Origin of the sequence: Fibrobacter sp. UBA2449 (assembly GCF_002342555.1) — a bacterium.
Lineage (GTDB): Bacteria > Fibrobacterota > Fibrobacteria > Fibrobacterales > Fibrobacteraceae > Fibrobacter.
The window spans coordinates 95590-114140 of the sequence record NZ_DDQF01000008.1 but is presented as its reverse complement, the minus strand read 5'-3'; the positions used below and the strand labels follow the sequence as shown (position 1 = coordinate 114140).

Annotated in this window: 12 protein-coding genes and 1 tRNA gene; 3 read left to right on the top strand and 10 right to left on the bottom strand. The window is 54.1% G+C overall.

The window, feature by feature from the left end; all coding sequences use genetic code 11:
- Positions 1 to 206 precede the first annotated feature (206 nt).
- Entirely contained in the window at positions 207 to 950 is a 744-nt protein-coding gene (locus tag B4B27_RS05795; protein WP_290724581.1) for an Rpn family recombination-promoting nuclease/putative transposase, read from the top strand.
- A gap of 445 nt (positions 951 to 1395) precedes the next feature.
- Here B4B27_RS05795 and B4B27_RS05790 read toward each other — a convergent pair whose 3' ends face one another.
- Complete coding sequence (locus tag B4B27_RS05790) at positions 1396 to 1848, bottom strand: hypothetical protein (RefSeq protein ID WP_290724579.1); 453 nt, start codon at positions 1846 to 1848, stop codon at positions 1396 to 1398.
- Positions 1849 to 1966: 118 nt separating this feature from the next.
- Here B4B27_RS05790 and B4B27_RS05785 point away from each other — a divergent pair, with 118 nt between their 5' ends.
- On the top strand, positions 1967 to 2089 hold the full coding sequence (locus tag B4B27_RS05785; RefSeq protein WP_290724577.1) for a hypothetical protein: 123 nt from the start codon (positions 1967 to 1969) through the stop codon (positions 2087 to 2089).
- 14 nt (positions 2090 to 2103) lie between these two features.
- On the opposite strand, the gene B4B27_RS05780 is transcribed toward B4B27_RS05785, so the two are convergent.
- From B4B27_RS05780 to B4B27_RS05760, 5 genes are all read right to left on the bottom strand, one after another.
- Positions 2104 to 2712: a 3-isopropylmalate dehydratase small subunit gene (locus B4B27_RS05780; RefSeq protein WP_290724573.1), complete on the bottom strand. Its 609-nt coding sequence runs from the start codon at positions 2710 to 2712 to the stop codon at positions 2104 to 2106.
- 18 nt (positions 2713 to 2730) lie between these two features.
- Positions 2731 to 4140 (bottom strand): 3-isopropylmalate dehydratase large subunit, encoded by a 1410-nt coding sequence (gene leuC / locus B4B27_RS05775; RefSeq protein WP_290724571.1) that lies wholly within the window; start codon positions 4138 to 4140, stop codon positions 2731 to 2733.
- Positions 4141 to 4234: 94 nt separating this feature from the next.
- Complete coding sequence (locus B4B27_RS05770; RefSeq protein WP_173365586.1) at positions 4235 to 4669, bottom strand: hypothetical protein; 435 nt, start codon at positions 4667 to 4669, stop codon at positions 4235 to 4237.
- A 196-nt stretch (positions 4670 to 4865) separates the two neighbouring features.
- Positions 4866 to 6377, bottom strand: coding sequence for a M23 family metallopeptidase (locus B4B27_RS05765; protein ID WP_290724568.1), 1512 nt, complete (start codon positions 6375 to 6377; stop codon positions 4866 to 4868).
- A 6-nt stretch (positions 6378 to 6383) separates the two neighbouring features.
- Entirely contained in the window at positions 6384 to 6794 is a 411-nt protein-coding gene (locus B4B27_RS05760) for a hypothetical protein (RefSeq protein WP_173365588.1), read from the bottom strand.
- Positions 6795 to 7227: 433 nt separating this feature from the next.
- Between B4B27_RS05760 and B4B27_RS05755 the strand changes: the two genes are divergently transcribed.
- Entirely contained in the window at positions 7228 to 14574 is a 7347-nt protein-coding gene (locus tag B4B27_RS05755) for a tandem-95 repeat protein (RefSeq protein WP_290724565.1), read from the top strand.
- A 173-nt stretch (positions 14575 to 14747) separates the two neighbouring features.
- On the opposite strand, the gene B4B27_RS05750 is transcribed toward B4B27_RS05755, so the two are convergent.
- The 4 genes from B4B27_RS05750 to B4B27_RS05735 form a co-directional block, all read right to left on the bottom strand.
- Positions 14748 to 14823, bottom strand: a tRNA-Asp gene (locus tag B4B27_RS05750).
- 165 nt (positions 14824 to 14988) lie between these two features.
- A complete protein-coding gene (locus B4B27_RS05745; protein ID WP_173381465.1) occupies positions 14989 to 17274 on the bottom strand; it encodes an HD family phosphohydrolase in 2286 nt (761 codons plus the stop codon).
- The gene (locus tag B4B27_RS05740) at positions 17271 to 18227 is read right to left on the bottom strand and encodes a PhoH family protein (protein ID WP_290724562.1); all 957 of its coding nucleotides are present in this window, start codon (positions 18225 to 18227) and stop codon (positions 17271 to 17273) included. Before B4B27_RS05740 ends, B4B27_RS05745 begins: the two co-directional genes overlap by 4 nt.
- Positions 18228 to 18232: 5 nt before the next feature.
- Positions 18233 to 18541 carry a hypothetical protein gene (locus B4B27_RS05735; RefSeq protein WP_173365592.1) on the bottom strand — a complete coding sequence of 103 codons (309 nt, stop codon included), beginning with the start codon at positions 18539 to 18541 and terminating at the stop codon, positions 18233 to 18235.
- Positions 18542 to 18551: the final 10 nt, after the last annotated feature.

Sequence of the window (18551 nt, the reverse complement as noted above, 5' to 3'; positions counted from 1 at the left end):
CCGCCCATTCTTGTGTCAATTAAAATAGTTCTCGAAAAAAAACGACAAATGTCATCTTTTGACATTCGAGTGATTGTATATTTGCCTTGCTCACATGAGCGAAGAAAAACAACCTAAGCCCCGCCTTTTTTGCATGTAGGTGGGAGGAGTGAAAAAAGAATACGAACCATGTTCCGTTTGAACAGTTGCCCATCACGAACCGGTTCATGTTCGCGCTGGTGTTCAGCCATAAGCACATCGCAAAGCCCTTTCTGGAGGCTCTTCTCGGCGTCAAAATTTTTGACTTGCAGGAACCGGAGCCGGAGAAAGCGACCGAAAGCAGCCCCTTTAACAAGGGGGTCCGCTACGATGTATTTGTAAAGGAGCAGGGACCCAAGGGCGAAATCCTCCGCACCTTTGACATCGAGATGCAGATCGAGGACACCCACGAACTGCCGAAGCGCGCCCGTTACTACCAGGCGCTGTGTGACTCGGAAGCATTGAACAAGGGAGAATCCTACCGCAACCTCAAGGAACAGTATATCATGTTCATTTGCCCCGACGACATTTTCGGGCGGGGTAGGGCTGTTTACAAGTTCATGAACTTGGAAAAAGAGCACCCTGAGCATGAATTGGGAGACCTATGCTTCAAAAATTTTTATATATTCAATAAATACAGGGATGTTGCCGAGCAGTCAATCAAGGAGTATCTTGAATATTTCGCGACCAACAAGGCCACATCCCAGGAAACAAAGGACATCGAACGCCAGCGGCAATGGTATCTGTCGGACAACGAAACAAGGAAACGCTATATGACTTGGCAACAGGAAATCGATGATGCAGTGTATGTGGAGCGTGAACGCGCCAATGCGGCGGAACGCCGTGCTGATGAAGAGAAATCTCGCGCCGATGAGGCGGAATCCCGTGCTGATAGGTACGAGAAAATGCTCAAGGAACACGGACTTCTTTAATTTACGGGTCGCCCCTTCTTTTCTCCGATGGCAGTAACAGTTCCTTTTTTGCTTTGATAACAACCAGATTTTTCCCAGTTACTTTGTTGCCTTCATATATTGCGGTTACTTTAGAACCATCTTCCGAAGAGGTTATGCTCATTTTTTTTGGAACCGTTTAGGATTGTTGTGCAACCTTGTAAAAGGATTACAACTAAAATCAGGGTGATAAACGTAGCATGGGTTCTGCCGATCCCGAACGCCACATGCCGGAAAAGAACCGCAAAGAGGGGGATTGTTGGGGGGGCGTCTGAAGGTGTCAAACTGCCTATTTCCAACCCGAAGGGCATTAGGAAATAGCGAACCATGACACTTTATTCATTAGGCGAAAAGTCGCTTCTAAAAAAAGTAAAGAGAAAATTTTGACGAGGTGTAGAGATAAAGGTCTTTCTTTATTGGATTTGATTTATTCTAATTTGTTCGGCAGTAATTTGTTTTTAAAAGGCCAGTCAAAAAGAAGATCTTGCGGGTTCTTTGTTCTTTTCCATCGTCTAAAAGCTTTTATACATAAAAGAATAAATGCTCCAAATGTAAACCAGCTTAATAGAACGCTTACAGGAAGTATTTTGGTGTCTATGTCGAGTTGTGCGATGCTGACTATGCAGTGAAAGAAAAGCGCAATTTGGAATATTATAATACTCCAAAAAAGAGAGCTTTCTTCAGGTTTGTCTGTTCCCCGAAAATGAAAGGGCTTGGTTATAATAAGCGGATTGTTTTTTATTGCTTTTGTTTTCAGAATTGCAAACGTAAGCCAAGAAAAGGGAACGATGCTGATCAGCAGAAAAATTACCACCCTTTTATCGCCCATGTATATTAAATCGACAATAATCGTTTCAATGAAGACAATTATGCTAGCCACTGTAAACAAAAATCTTTTTTTTATATCGCTAGTCATCAAAAATGCCTTGTGAATTATGAGTAATTATAAAAAGAATATAAAAAAACGCCCAGGCTTTGAACCTGGACGTTTTCCAAATGTGACTAGATCCTTCGACTACGCAACTAGCGTTGCTTCGCTCAGGATGACACTGCGTGTCACTGGTACTATCGCTTCGCTCAAGTACAAAATGCTGGGCTCGGTCATGTTCAAGCACGCTTGAACGCGACTCTCGCCTTACGCATTTTTCAAAAACTGCATATACGGCAGCTTGCTAGCGAGTTCCTGCACCTTGTCGGCGTTGGCCATGAGGGCGGAGCGTGCGTGCCAGGAACCGTCGAGGAACTGACCGCGGGGGCCGTCAGCAAGCGTGAGCTCGATGGTTTCGTTACCCATCTTGAGCGTGCGGCTTTCGGTGCTCGTCACGAGTTCTTCGCTCGGGTGTGCTTCGATCCAGGCGAGAATCTTGTCGGCCACTTCGTGGCTTACCTTGTAGCAAGGCACGCCGATAGCGACACAGTTACCGAAGAAGATTTCGGAGTAGCTTTCGGCGATGATGGCGCGGATGCCCCAGCGCTTCAATGCCTGCGGAGCGTGTTCACGGCTGGAACCGCAACCGAAGTTCTGGTTCGAGACGAGGATGGAGCCGTTCTTGTAGGCCGGATCGCGGAAGGGGTGAACCTTGCCCTGAGCGGCAAGGCCTGCGATATCGTCGGCAAAGGCGTTGTCGCCGAGGCCTTCGAACGTGACGCACTTGAGGAAGCGTGCCGGGATGATACGGTCAGTGTCGATGTCGTTGCCGCGTACAGGAACGCCGGAACCTTTAACAATGTCGATAGAATTCATTTTTTAAATCTCCTTGCGTTACTTGATGTACTTGCGGACGTCGGTGACACAGCCTTCGATGGCGGCGGCGGCCACCATGGCGGGGCTCATGAGGATGGTGCGGCCCGTGGGGCTGCCCTGACGGCCCTTGAAGTTACGGTTGCTGGAGGAGGCACTCACCTGGCGACCCTTGAGCTTGTCCGGGTTCATGGCGAGGCAGAGCGAGCAGCCCGCTTCGCGCCATTCGGCACCGGCTTCCTTGAAAATCTTGTCGAGACCGAGAGCTTCGGCTTCCACCTTGATCTTCATGGAGCCAGGCACCACCCACATCTTCACGGTCGGGGCGACCTTGTGGCCCTTGATGATTTCGGCGGCGGCCTGCAAGTCGCTGAGGCGGCCGTTGGTGCAGCTACCCACGAAGGCGATGTCGATCGGGCGGCCAATCATCTTGGAACCTTCTTCCCAGCCCATGTATTCGTAGGCTTCGGAGATGACCTTCTTTTCGCTGCCTTCGAATTCGCTGATCTTCGGCATGTTGCCGTTCAGCGGGATGGCCTGAGCAGGTGTAATGCCCCAGGTGACCATCGGTTCGAGGTTGTCGCAGTTGATTTCGACTTCGTCGTCAAACTGGGCGTCGGCGTCGGTAGCCACGGACTTCCAGTAAGCGACGGCCTCGTCCCACTTGTCGGCCTTCGGAGCGTACGGACGGCCCTTGAGGTATTCAAAAGTCTTTTCGTCGGGGTTGCAGTAACCGACGCGGGCGCCGCCTTCGATAGCCATGTTGCAGACCGTCATACGGCCTTCCATGCCCATTTCTTCGATGACAGGTCCTGCAAATTCGTAAGCGTAGCCAACGCCACCGTTCACGCCGAGTTTTGCGATGTAGGCGAGTGCCACGTCCTTGGCGGTCACGCCCGGCTTGAGCTTGCCGGTGAACTTGATGCGGCGAGTCTTGAGCGGGCTCATGGCGAGCGTCTGGGTGGCGAGAACGTCTGCCACCTGGCTTGTGCCGATACCGAAGGCGATAGCACCGAATGCGCCGTGGGTTGCCGTGTGGGAGTCACCGCAAGCGACGGTCATGCCCGGCTGGGTCACGCCTTCTTCGGGGCCCACGATGTGGATCACGCCCTGTTCGGCGGTGGCGGGGCCAAAAAACTTGATGCCGTTGTTCTTCGTGTTGTTTTCAATGTGGGAGAACATCTCTTCGGAAATGCCGTCCTTGAGCGGGCGGTTACGTTCCGGGAAGGTGGTCGGGATAATGTGGTCGACCGTGGCGAACGTGCGTTCCGGGAACAGAACCTTCTGACCTTCTTCGCGGAGCTGCGCAAAAGCCTGCGGGCTCGTGACTTCGTGGCAGAGGTGGAGCCCGATAAAGAGCTGGCACTGGCCGCTCGGGAGCTTTGCTACCGTGTGGCTTTCAAAAATCTTCTGATAGAGTGATTTTCCCATGATTTTGTCTCTTTTGAGTTTGATTTATGCGGCCCAAATATAGAAAAACGGGGCCGCGCTGTCTTGCGCAACCCCGATTGACCCCGGTTTTTACCTAGTTCGTCTCGAACTTGTAGGCCTCGCGGTAGTAGGCCATCATCTCGCTAGTGCTGTTGAAGGCTCTGCGGGCGGCGTTGCCGACTTCGCGATCCTTGCGGACGAGGTCCGAAATCCTCGTGTTCACGTCCTTGAAGAAGAGGTCGTTGCTCGCCATGTCCACGTGCCTCTGCGTGTAGTCGTGGTGGTAACGGCGTTCGAGCATCTGGAAGAGTTCCGTCTGGCAGGCATTGACGGGCGGTTCCCTCTTGGCGACCGGCAGGTAGCATGCCTGAATGTAGTCCTGCTTCATATCGACAATCATCTGGTCGATAGCGGGGATGTCATGACGCGAGTCGTGACTGGCGAGATCCGCCGAAGGTGTTTTGATTCCAGAGCAGCCGGCCAACAGTGCTGCAGAAAAAAGTAGGGAGGCCACATATCCAAACTTCATTTATAAATCTCCTTAAAGATTACCAATTCCCTTCTATCCCTAAACTGAAAACAAAGTTATTTAAATGCGGACGTCTTGGCGATGGTGAATTTGTAATTATTTACTTACTTGGCGGGCAAAAAAGAAAAATAAAAGATTGCCCGTGACGCTCGTCACGGGTTCGGTTGCTTGCTCGCGTGATTGCTGTCACAGGGGGCTATCTGCTGCTGGTTGGCTTGAACTTGTAGTACCAGGTAATCGGGTCTATTACTTTGTACGAAACGTTGCCGATGCGGCTCCCGCCCCTTTTGTCTACGAGCCCGGTTACGATATGCGCGTGCGGTCCCGTGGTGTGGCCCGTCATGCCTACAGTCGCGATGGGGTCGCCCTGCATGACTTCCTGCCCGTCGAGGTAAAGGAGCTGGTCGCAGTGCATGAACAGCATCACGTCCTTTTCGCGGACGAGACCGATAACGATTCCGCCCCGTTCATCCCTTTTGGTGAAGGCCTTTGCGGAGAAGGGGGCAAGGATGCGGGCGCCCTGGCGTCCGGCGACATCGATGCCGTTGTGCTTGCGGTTCTGGCTGGTTGCGCGTTCGTGATAGAATTCGGTGATGTAGGCGATGCTGTCCGAGAAAATCGATGTCCAGTATTTCCATGCCGCGCCGATGGAATCTGCCGAGGAATTGGCCTGGTCCGTGGGCCTTGTAAACTTGATGACGGTTCCCTGCGGCGGGACTCCCATGATATTCTTTTCCCATCCTCCGCCTTTGTAGCCGTTCTCCTGAATGGTTTCGTCCAGGTAGTCGCGAATCATCTTTTCGTTGGAAATGACTGCGTTGAATCGGCCCAGGGCGTAGCGTGCGATGCGCCACAGGTTCTCCTTGCCGTCGAAGGTGTATTCGAACGACGGGGCCATGGCAATCTTGTTCCTTTCGGGAATACGGTCGCGCATGTTGGAGTGGCTTGCATCTACATTGGTGGGGTAGATAAAGGGGAGCAGGATGGCCGCGACGAGCAGCAGCGGGAAAAGGATGCAGAATAGCTTCGGGATGCCGTCCATCGGATTCTTGCGGAGGATTTCTCCCTTGAGAATCCAGGCTGTATTTTCGGCGAAGGCCTGCGGGTTTTCGCCGAAGGTAAGCTTTGCCGGCATATACTTGGAAAATCCACGCCGGACGGCCTTGAAGGTTCTGGGAAAGCGCTTCTTGTCGGGGGCTTTGTCGTTGAGCCAAAGAATGCATCCTTTCTGCAATGCGGGGCTGTCTTCGACGAGCGCGCTCGCGTCATCTGCATTTTCGCACCCGATTAAAATCAGCTTTGCGATATGGACCAGATTGGAGTCAATGTTTTCCGTGGACTTGCCAGAAAACAGGCCGACAACGTGCGGCGTGATGGCCTTGATTTGCTGAAGGTTGCGGTAGAACAGCCTGAAGCTTTCTTCCGAGTTTGGAGGGGCGCTGAAGCCGCCGAACACAAGGCCACTTGCGGCCTTTGCCTGCAAAGTCTGGAGTTCATCGTTTGTGAGGGCCCTCGTGTAGAGATCCGCAAGCGCGATACCCGTGTTCCCGTTGTTGCTTCTGCTGTAGTCAAACAGAACAAAAGATGCGCCAGCGTTCAGGGCCAGCGCATATTTTTCGAGGGCTTCGCGCGGTGCCGGATTTCCGGGGAATATCGCAAGCACCAACTCGCCCTGAGCGTACAGGTAGTCGAGAACCTCCCGCTGCATGGGGGCTTAGACCTTTGCGGAGCCTCTCGGGTACGAGAATCCGCTAGGCGGGGCGGCAACGAACTTGTCGACCTGCATGTAGAGTTCTTCGGGGCTTGCGGAGGGGTTGAAATAGATTTCCTGGTTCCTGTTCTGGCTTCTGCCCTTGAGCGGTTCGCCGCGGCGGCCGCGGGAAACGACACCGAGCGGGAGCACTTCGAGCATCGGGAGCAGGCCGAAGTAACGGAACAGGCTGAAGTTCTTCTGCCACGTGGCGCGTTCGGCGAGGATGGCGAAGGTTCCTTCCATGACGGACTTGGACTGCAGCAGGTCATCGCTCGTCATGGTCACCAGCTCGTGGTTGGTGGGGAAGTTGTTCACGAAGTTTACCAGGTCGCCCTTGAGGTAGTTGGCGTCGCAGAGGAATACGAATTTCATATTTAGTCCTAGCTTTTGTTTGTTGTTTGAGGCAAAGATAATTTTTTGCACTCGTGTTGTCATTGTTTCGTCAACTCGGAAAGTTAATTTTCGGAACTTTTTGTCCCGATTGAATGTAAAGTTTTTGTAAAAACGGGATGGGGAACTAAATAAAAACAGGATGCAGGACCGGATGAAGATTTACCTCACTATTCCAAGTTGGAAGAAGACCTCGTTTTTGAGGGCTAACTTGTTGAGTATCAACGAGTTATGTCGTTTTTTCGTTTTTTTTGTTAAAGCAAAATGCTTTTTTTTGCGAAAAAACGCGATTTTTGTAAAATAAATACATTATATTTGGAGCCGATATCACGCATGATATGGCAAGCGTGTTTTGTTTTTGTTTCGCGACAAAAGCGATGGATTGCTTGTGTAAGTGTATAAAGGGAGATATTGAATGATGAATAGAAAGAATTGGCCTGTAACAGCCCTTCTGGCATCGGCTGGAATTTTGGCTTCTGTTGTTATAGCGCAGGAATCGTCCGATTCCGCTCCGGCTGTGGAAAACAACGCTCCGTCTGTGAACGGGATTCCCGGCGAATCGATTAACGAAGGTGGCAAGTTCGCTCCGATCAAGCTTGACAGCTATGTGTCCGATGACATGGACAAGCCTGCGCAGATCAAGTGGTCCGTTTCGGGCAACAAGAGTATCAAGGTGACAATCTCGGCCGACCGAGTCGCGAACCTCCAGGTGCCGGACCAGTATTGGAACGGTTCCGAAGACATCACCTTCGAGGCGAAAGACACGAAGGGTGCGGTTGGTTCTGAGACGGTGAATTTCTCTGTCGAGTCCGTGAACAATCCGCCGGTGATGAAGGACATTCCCGAACAGACGATTGACGAAGGCAAGCAGTTCGCGAAGATTAAGCTCGACGATTTCGTGACCGACCCTGACCACCCGAAGGACCAGATTCTTTGGGAATTCGACATTCAACCGGCAGGTAAGGATCAAGCCGACGGCGACCTGAATGTGGAAATCGACCCGAAGCGCGTGGCGACCATCATTATCCCCGATACCAACTGGTATGGTGCTGCAAAGATTACGTTTACGGCGACTGACGGCGAGTATGCGAGCGACAAGAAGACGGCCCTTTTTACAGTGAAGCCCATCAACGACCCGCCGGTACTCCAGAAGATTCCTGACCAGACCATCGAAGAGAAGAACGAGTTCGAGTCCATCTCCCTGACCGATTTCGTGAGCGATGTCGATGACGACGTGTCGAAGATCAAGTGGACCATCGCGGGCAACAAGGACCTCAAGTTCGATATCGACAAGTACGGTACTGCGAACATCAAGATCCCGAACGAATTCTGGAACGGTTCCGAGACAGTGACCTTCACGGCGACCGACCCCGCTGGTGCGGCTGTTAGCACGAAGGCCACCTTCACGGTGAAGTCCATCAACGACCCGCCGGAATTCACGAAGGATGTGCCTGAACAGACAATCGAGGAAAAGCAGGAATTCAAGCCGGTTGAGCTTTCGCAGCTCGTGAAGGACCCCGACCACAAGATGGAACAGCTCAAGTGGGAAGTCTCCGGCAACAAGGACCTGAAGGTGAAGATCGCCGGCGGTGTTGCAACCATTAGTATTCCGAACAAGTTCTGGAACGGTTCCGAAACGCTCAAGTTCAAGGTCTGCGACCCGGCCAACGCTTGTGCCGAATCCGAGGCCAGCTTCACGGTGAACTCCGTGAACGACAAGCCCGAGTTTGCCAAGCAGATTCCGAACCAGACGATTGACGAGAAGAAGCAGTTTGCAAAGATCAAGCTCGATGAATTCGTGAAGGATGCCGACCACAAGAATTCCGAACTTTCCTGGGATGTCGACGTGAAGCACCAGGGCAAGGAACCGGAATCCGGCACGCTCAACGTGAATATCGACGAAAGCCACGTGGCCTCCATCGAAATTCCGGACCAGTACTGGAACGGCTCTGCTGTCGCGACCTTCACCTGCACCGACCCGGAAGGCGCTTCCATCAAGCAGGCCGTTACCCTCACCGTCACTTCCATAAACGACAAGCCGGTGTTCACGAAGATACCGGACCAGGAAGTCGAAGAGAAGACTGAACTCTCCTCCATCGTTCTTGACGAGTTCCTCTCCGACCCGGACCACGACATTTCGAAGCTGAAGGTCGAAGTTTCCGGCAACAAGGATATCAAGGTCAACATCAACGCGAAGACCCGCGAGGTCTCGTTCAAGACTCCGAGCGAACTCTGGAACGGTTCCGAAACGCTCACGTTCACGGCGACTGACCCGGATGGGGGAGTGGCGAAGACCACGATGAAACTCTCGGTAAAGTCCATCAACGACACTCCGGTCATGAAGGATATTCCTGAACAGACTATCAAGGAAAAGGGCCAGTTCAAGCCTGTTGAACTTGATAAGTATGTCGAGGACCTTGACCATGAAAAGGCAAAACTCAAGTGGTCTATCACCGGTAACCACGAACTCAAGGTTAGCGTCGATGCCAACCGCGTGATGAAGGTGACTCCGCCCTCTCCGCAGTGGAACGGTTCCGAGACGCTCACCATCAAGGTGACCGACCCGGAGGGTGCTACTGACGAACGTTCTGCTACATACACGGTCGAATCTGTGAACGACGTTCCTGAATTCGTGAAGCAGGTGCAGCCGCAGACCATCAAGGAAAAGGAACAGTTCCAGCCCATCAAGCTTGGCGAAATGGTTCGCGACCTCGATAACAAGAATTCCGATCTTACCTGGAATATCGAAGTGAAGCCTGCCGCTGGCTCCAAGAAGAAAGACGCCGGTCTTACGGTTGAAGTCGATGCCCAGATGGTTGCCAAGATTAGCATTCCGGACAAGTATTGGAACGGTGCCGAAGAAATCACGTTCACCGTGTCCGACCCTGAAGGCGCGAAGGCTTCTTCGAAGGCCGTGTTCACCGTGACCTCCGTGAACGACGTGCCGACCCTCAAGAAGATTCCGGACCAGATGATTGAAGAAAAGCAGCAGTTCAATTCCGTGAACCTTGCTGAACTTGCAAGCGACGCCGACCACGAATTCAAGGACCTTAAGTGGACGGTCACTGGCAACAAGCAGTTGAAGATTGATATCGACAAGAACGGAACGGCGACCATCAAGACTCCGGATGCCAAGTGGAACGGCTCCGAGAAGGTGACCTTCACCGTGACTGACCCGGAAGGCGCTTCTGCCAAGAGCGACGCCGTGTTCACCGTGAAGTCCATCAACGACGTGCCGGTGATGAAGGATATCCCGAGCCAGAAGATCAAGGAGAAGGAACAGTTCAAGACCATCGCCCTCGACGACTTCGTGAAGGACGAGGACCACGACAACTCCAAGCTCAAGTGGACGTTCTCCGGCAACAAGGACCTGAAGGTCCAGATGGACAGCAAGCGCGTGGTGACGGTCACCGCCCCGAACAAGTTCTGGCATGGCGAAGAAACAGTGAAGTTCACCGTTACCGACCCGGAAGGTGCTGCTGACAGCCGTAGCGTGAAGTTTACCGTGGAATCCGTGAATGACCTGCCGGTGTTCACGAAGCCCATCAAGGACCAGACCATTCCCGAAAAGCGCGAGTTTGCGATTATCAACCTCGCTGACATCGTGAACGACCCGGACCACAAGCCCGAACAACTCACCTGGAGCTTCGACGTGAAGGGCGCAAAGGGTGCTCCGAAGGGTTACACCCCGAAGCTCTCCGTGAAGGTCGAGAACCGCATGGCGCACATCGTGATTCCGGACAAGAACTGGAACGGTGCGGAAGAGATTACGTTCAAGGTGGAAGATCCGGAAGGCGGCAAGGCTACCTGCACGGCCCTCTTTACCGTGACCTCCGTGAACGACGCCCCGACCATCGGCAAGATTGACGACCAGACCATCGAAGAAAAGCAGGAATTCGCTCCGATTGACCTCGCTTCCATCATCAAGGACCCGGACCATCCGTTCGAGAAGCTGAAGATTGAAGTGACCGGCACCAAGGAACTGAAGATTGATATCAGCAAGGATGGCAAGGCTACCGTCAAGACCCCGAACAAGATGTGGAACGGTACCGAGAAGGTGACGTTCGCCGTGACCGACCCGGAAGGCGCTTCTGCCAAGACGATGGTGACTTTCACCGTGAAGTCCATCAACGACGTGCCGGTAATGAAGGATATCGCCGACCAGACCATCAAGGAAAAGGGCCAGTTCAAGCCTATCGAACTTGACAACTTTGTGGAAGACCTCGACCACCCGAAGAACAAGCTCAAGTGGAAGATTGAAGGTGCGAAGGAACTCAAGGTGCAGATGGACGGCAGCCACAAGGTGACTGTCACGCAGCCGAACCCGAACTGGCACGGCTCCGAGAAAATCAAGTTCACTGTGACCGACCCGGAAGGCGCAACCGACAGCCGTACCGTTACCTTCACCGTGGAATCCGTGAACGACGCTCCTGAATTCGTGCGCGAACTCAAGGACCAGTCCATCGACGAAAAGAAGCAGTTCCAGACGATCAAGCTTGGCGACCTCGTGAAGGATCCGGACCACAAGGCTTCTGAAATCAAGTGGAGCTTTGACGTGAAGCCCGCGAAGCTTGCCGGTGCCGAGCCCGCCAAGAAGGGCAAGAAGGGAGCCAAGGAAGAAGAAAAGGCTCCTGCAGGTGAAACCCTGAAGGTCAAAATTGATGCAAACCAGGTGGCAACCGTCGAAATTCCGAACAAGTACTGGAACGGTGCGGCAAACATCACGTTCACCGCGACCGACCCGGAAGGCGCGAAGGTTTCGAAGACCGCCCGCTTCGAGGTGCGCTCCATAAACGACTCTCCGAAGATTTCGGACAAGGCCCCGCAGGGCGAAACCATCCGCGAGGGTGGCCGCTTCAAGACCATCGACCTTTCTAACCTTGCTCATGACCCGGACCACGCCGCATCCAAGCTCAAGTGGACTGTTTCCGGCAACAAGCAGCTGAAGGTCGACATGCGTAAGGATAACACGGTAATCGTTTCCGTGCCCGATCCGCAGTGGTCCGGCCGCGAAATGCTCACCTTCACGGTGACCGACCCGGAAGGTGCATCTGCCAACCACAAGATGACCTTCGAGGTGACCCGCGTGAACGACCCGCCGACGCTCGCGAAGAAGATTCCTGATCAGAAGATCAAGGAAAAGGAACAGTTCAAGCAGATCAAGCTCGACGAATACGTGAAGGACCCGGATAACAAGCCGAACGAACTCGTGTGGAAGGTTTCGGGCAACAAGCAGCTCAAGGCTGAAATTTCCCCGAGCCGCATCCTTACCGTCTCTGCTCCGGATAAGTACTTCTGGTGCGCACCCGAGACGATGGTGCTTATTGTGAAGGACCCGGACGGCGCAGAAACGTCGCAGACGGTGACCTTCGAGATTACCTCCGTGAACGACTCTCCCGAAATGAAGGATATTCCGGACCAGAAAATCAAGGAAAAGGGACAGTTCAAGGAAATCGACCTGAACAAGTTTGTCCGCGACCCGGACCACAAGCCCGAACAGCTCACCTGGACGGCTACGGTTGCCAAGGCCGCTGCGGCTCCTGCTCCCAAGAAAGAGGAGAAGAAGTCCAAGAAGCATGCGAAGAAGGGCAAGAAGGGCGCCAAGGAAGAGAAGGAAGAAGAAGCCGCTCCGGCACCCGCCCCGGCTGATGACTTCCAGGTAGAAATCGACAACAGGAACATCGCCCACATCAAGATTGCCGACAAGTACTGGCATGGTGAACGCAACGTGACCTTCACGGTCACCGACCCGGAAGGCGCTAAGGCCTCGAAGACTGCGAACTTCCTCGTGGAATCCGTGAACGACGCTCCGGTCATCAAGCCGATTCCTATTCAGTCTATCCAGGAGAAGGAACACTTCAAGCCCATTGAACTCTCGCAGTATGTTTCTGACCCGGACCATGCGTTTGGCGCCCTCAAGTTTGAGGTGGGTTCTACCCGCTCGCTGAAGGCATCCGTGAACAGCAAGAAGGAACTTGTGGTCACGACTCCGGACAAGTTCTGGAGCGGTACCGAGAAGGTTAAGGTCGATGTGATTGACCCGGAAGGCGCGAAGGCATCCGTGCAGATTACCTTCGAGGTGACTCCGGTGAACGACCCGCCGACCATTAAGCGTATTGCCGGTCAGAAGATCAAGGAAAAGGAACGCTTCGAGCCTGTCGACCTCTCCAAGGCTGCCGAGGACCCGGATAACAAGCCGTCTGAACTCAAGTGGTCTGTTTCTGGCAACAAGCAGTTGAAGGTTGATATCAAGGGCAGCCGCGCGATGGTTGTGACCCCGAATCCGAACTGGTTCGGCAAGGAAACCATCACGTTCACTGTGAAGGATCCTTCCGGTGCTACGGCATCTTCGAACGCGACCTTCGAGGTGACCCCGGTGAATGACCCGCCGACGCTCAAGCCGGTGCAGCCGTTCGTCATCGAAGAAAAGAGGCAGTTCCAGCCGTTCGACTTCAGCAAGGTCGTTAGCGATCCGGATAACAAGCTCGATGAGCTCAAGTGGACGCTCGACAACGACAAGCCGGGTGCGAAGGAAGCCCCTGCCAAGAAGCACAAGAAGCACAAGCATGCCGAACCTGAAGAGGCTCCTGTGAAGCATGAGCTCATCTTCAACATTAGCGACAAGGGCGTGCTGACCTGCGAAACTCCGAACAAGTTCTGGAACGGAACCGAAACCGTGACCGTGAACGTATTTGATCCGTCGGGCGAAAAGGCTTCCGTCAATGTTAAGTTTACGGTGAAGCCGGTTAACGATCCGCCGGTCGTGAAGGAAATTCCGGGCCAGGAAACGCTCGAAGGCAAGTCCTTCAAGCCGATTAAACTCGACCAGTATGTATCCGACCCCGATCACAAGGCTCACGAAATCAAGTGGAAGGTGACGGGAGCCAAGTTCCTCGATGTGATGATTTCCGGTGGCCGCGAGGCTGTCGTGAAGCCCAAGAAGCAGGATTGGTTTGGCGAAGAAACGCTTGTGTTCATGGCCCAGGATCCAGCCGGTGGCATGGACAAGACTGTCGTGAAGTTCGTGGTGAAGCATGTGAATGCAGTCCCCGTGATGCGCGACATTCCTGACTACACCATCAAGGAAGATGACCATGGCGGCGTAATCGCTGTCATCAAGCTTGACCAGTATGCTCGCGACAAGGACCACAGGAACGAAGAGCTCAAGTGGAGCTGGACCGGAAACAAGTTCCTCGACGTGAAACACGACAAGTACAAGAGGACGATTACGGTAGCCCAGCCGCATGAGAACTGGAACGGCAAGCCGGAACGCATCACCTTCACGGTGTCTGACCCGGATGGCGCGAAGGCTTCGAAGACGGCTACGTTCACGGTGACGGCCGTCAACGACCCGCCAGTGGCAAAGAGCCAGACCTACATGGTCCAGGAAGGCGAGACTCTCAAGGTTCCTGCTTCCGAAGGCCTCTTCGCAGGCGTCTCCGATGCCGATGGCGAAAAGCCCGTGTCTGCCCAGCTGGTGCAGCGTCCGCGTAACGGCAAAATCGACTTGAACGAACGCGACGGTAGCTTCACCTACACGCCGAACCGCGGATTCTCCGGCCTCGATGAATTCACCTTCAAGGTGAAGGATCCGGGTGGGGTCTACTCCAAGGTCGAAACTGCCGAAGTCAATGTCACCTTCAAGATGAAGGACCTGCGTGGCAATGCTCCGAAGCCGGCTCCGAAGGCTGAAGAGCCGAAGGAAGAGGAAAAGCCCGCCAAGGCCGACAAGAAGGGCAAGAAGAAAAAGAAGAAAAGATAGCCCTAGGCAGTAATGCAAAGTTTCAGAGCCCGCGCACTGCGCGGGCTTTTCTGTGTTTAGCGATTGCCTTGAATGAGGACGTGGGAGGTGAAATTTAGTTTTGGGAGGCTGGGGGCGGTTGTTTCACTTCGCTCAATAAACGAGAAGTCCTCTCTTTCGAGAGGACTTCTTCGCGGGATAGACGAGGCTTGAACTCGCAACCTCCGGCGTGACAGGCCGGTGCTCTAACCAAAATTGAGCTACCACCCCAGAGTGGTTTTGACCGATAAATCAGTCAACGAGCCAAATATATAAATGATATTGCACCTTGTCAAGTGAAAAGGGCGCTTTTTCTTCTTTTTTTTTCAAAAAAATCCCCGCCTGCTGCGGGGATACTCTTCTGGATGCCTGGGCAGTCCGTTTGGATGCTCGGGGCTATTTCTGGCCGGGGTACTTGACGCGGGTGTGGAATGTGCCGTCAAGGCTGTGCATGAACGCCTTCTCGAGCTTGAAGAGCTCCTTGATGGAGAGGTCGCATTCGCTGAACTGCCCTTCGTCGAATCTGCCGTGGATGGTCGAATGGATCATCGATTCAAGAATTTCGGGGTTCTGGTCCGTCATGGAGCGGCTTGTTGCTTCGATGATGTCGGCAAGCATGAGAATGGCCGTTTCCTTGCTCTGGGGCTTGGGACCCTTGTAGTGGAAAACGGACTCGTCGACGGTCTTTCCCTCTTCCTTGGCGGCTTCGACGGCCTTATGGTAGAAGTACTGGATGAGTGTCGTCCCGTGGTGCTCGGTGATGCCTGCGGCGACCAGGTCGGGAATCTTGTAGTCCTTGGCCAGCACCGCACCCTGTTCCACGTGGCTTACAATAATTTTTGCGGACTGGTCGGGCTCGATGTTATTGTGTGGGTTCACGCCCTGTTTCTGGTTCTCGGTGAAGTATTCGGGGCGCATGGTCTTGCCGATATCGTGGTAGAGCGCCATGACACGTACCAGGAGCGAATTCGCACCGATGCTGTCTGCGACTTTTTCGGCGAGGTTCGAAACCTGGATGCTGTGGTGGAACGTGCCCGGGGCGAGCTCCGAGATACGCTTGAGTGCCGGACGGTTGAAGTCGGACATCTCCATGAGTGTGAGCACGGTCGTGATGCCGAAGATGCGTTCGATAAGGTGGATGAACAGCACGGAGGCGATGGCGGAACAGATGATGATGTTCACGCTGCCTGCGATGAGCGTCTGGTAGAAGGGAATGCCGCCCATGCGGTTCCTGAGCAGGAACATGATGCAGATGGCGCCTGCGAGCGCGACGATTCCTGCAATGATGGACCATACGAACTGGATACGGTAGCGGATGCGGGCGAGCGGCTGGGTGAGGATGGAAAGGACTCCGAACACGGTAATCGTTGCGGCGAGGTCATAGCCGTTGAGGATGCCGAAGAACATGGCCGAGAACGCGGAGAAGGCAATCCCTACGCGCTGCTCGTAGAGGACCATCGCGATGACAGGGGCGACTGCGAAGGGGTATACCCACATGAAGTCGATGCCTTCGGGAATGACGACCATTTCCAGCTTGCTGAGACTGCCGGAGAAGTTGTGCACAATCCAGTAGGCGACGAGCTGAAGCGCCAGGATGACCATGAGACTCCACAGCTGTCTCGGCGTCTTGAGGGATTTTGTCGCGGATGAGAACGCGAAAAACGCGAACAATACGGAAATGATGACGAAGAATACGAGCGCCTGGCCATAGGGAGCCGTGAGGGTGCGCGCGTTCTCTTCTTTCTGCTGGGCCTGCTGGAACGCTTCGAGCTTTTCGAGGATTTCCTTGGTGACGGGGGTGCCCTGCGAGACGATTTCCACGCCGCGCGGGACCATGCCCTTGATGAGGGTGACCTTGTTCCTCGCTTCTTGCTTGCGCGCCTGAGTCTCCTTTTCGAGGTAGAACACGTTGGGAAGCGTAAATACGTACAGGACTTCGTAGAATGCGCTCTGGAGCGCTTGCTCGGTAGGGAAGGCACGCTGTAGCTGGTTGAACGCTTCTTCGATGCTTCGTTGCAGCGGCTGGATTTCGCTGATTTCAACGGTGCTTTCGTCGCTATCCTTGATGAGCGAAACGGTCGGCTTGTTGTAGATGATATACTTTGTATTCTGGAGGTTGTAGTTGTTGTTGAAAAGCTGGACTTCGGTTTCGGTTTTCGCTATGAGCGTGTTCGATACGCCCTTTTCGAGCATGCGGTTGAATGTGGCGAACAGGGAGTCGCGGGCCTTGGCGTTCTGGCTCAGCGGACGGATGGCGGTAATGGAGACTCTCTGCTTGAGCGTTTCGTAGATGCGGCTTGCCTGCTGCACCTTCTTTTGTATGGAATCGTTGCTTTCGTTATTGGCTCCGCTAGCGCTGATTTGTGACTGGAGGTAGCCGTACTGGGCGAGCTTGTGCAGATATTGCTTGAGGTCCTCGCTGATGCGGTTTGTCTCGTCGGTGTTGTACCCGAAGATGGCATTCACCTTTTCTTCGGCGCGCTGGCGTTCGGTCTCGATTTCCTGTTGGGATTTGGGAATGTCAAAATTGAGCGTTGCGACGATGGTGCGGGTGCTCAGCTGCCCGAGGTGCGGGTGTTCGGCTTGTAGCGCGATGTTCTTGTCGGGAAAAAGGAGGATGGCAAGTGCCGTTATCAGCAACCAACCGATAGCGAGATGGATTCTTTTCTGCTTCTTCTTCATTTTCTCTTTTCCTTTGAATCTCTTTGTTCGTAGGCGAGCAGGATGTCTTTTACCAGGTGGTGGCGCAGGACGTCTGTTGCTTCAAATTCGATTCGTGCGATGCCGCGGATTCCGGAAAGGATCCTCATGGCGTGCTCGAGTCCCGATTCCTGGGCGGCGGGAAGGTCGACCTGGGATGTGTCCCCGCAGATGATGGCCTTGCTGTTGGGGCCGATACGCGTGAGGAACATCTTCATCTGGGCCGTGGTCGTGTTCTGGGCCTCGTCGAGGATGATGAATGCCCGCTTGAGCGTTCGGCCTCGCATGTAGGCGAGGGGGGCGACTTCGATGGCGCCGGTTTCCTCGTAGCGGCGGAGTTTCTCGGTCGGGAGCAGCTCGGCGAGGCTGTCGTGGATGGGGCGCAGGTAGGGGGCGATCTTTTCCTTGAGGTCGCCGGGCAAAAAACCGAGTGATTCTCCGGCTTCGACGGCCGGTCGCACGAGGCATATCCTTTCGGCTTCGTGGTTTTCGAGGCTTGCAACCGCAAGCGCGACCGCGAGGAAGGTCTTGCCGGTGCCCGCCGGACCCTTCGCAAAAACGATGTCGTTCTCGCCGACCGCGCGTATCAGCTCGGCCTGCGCGCGCGTTTTCGCGGCGACCGGGACCCCGAACCTGTTCCGGAGGACGGGCGCGGACGAGAATTCGCCAAGAGGGGGAACGGCGGGCGAGGTTGCACCTAGAAGGCGCGAAACGTCGCTTGCCGAAAGCGGGTTCCCGTTCCTTGCCGCTATCTTGAGCTGGTCGAGCACGGCGAGGAGGCCTGCTGTGTCAGCCCCTTCCTTTTCGCGGATGGTGAGACCGTGCATGCGCGTGAGTATCTCAACACAAAAACGGCTCTCCAGCAACCGGAAAACCGTTTCGTTCTCACCCGAAATCATGCGTTTCAGGTTATCTGAGATGGAATAATGTTCCAAATGGCCTACTCGGCGTCGGGACGTTCCACCGGAATGCCCAACTTGTTCTTGGCATCGAAGATTTCCTTGCGGAGCTTATGGTTCTCTTCGTTGGCGGCCATGGCTTCGTCTTCGGTCTTCTTCAGCTTGTTTTCGTCAATAACTTCCTTGGGCTTGGAAGGCTTGCTGCTGCTTCCGCCTTCGACAGATGCGGCTTCATCGCCGTCATCGCCGCTGTAGCCTTCGCTACCGCCACCGGAGGAGCCGGCACATGCGGTCAAGAGTGCGAACGAAAGGGATGCAAGGATAACTTTCCATTTTTTTGTAAGTGACATTTGTTCAGGC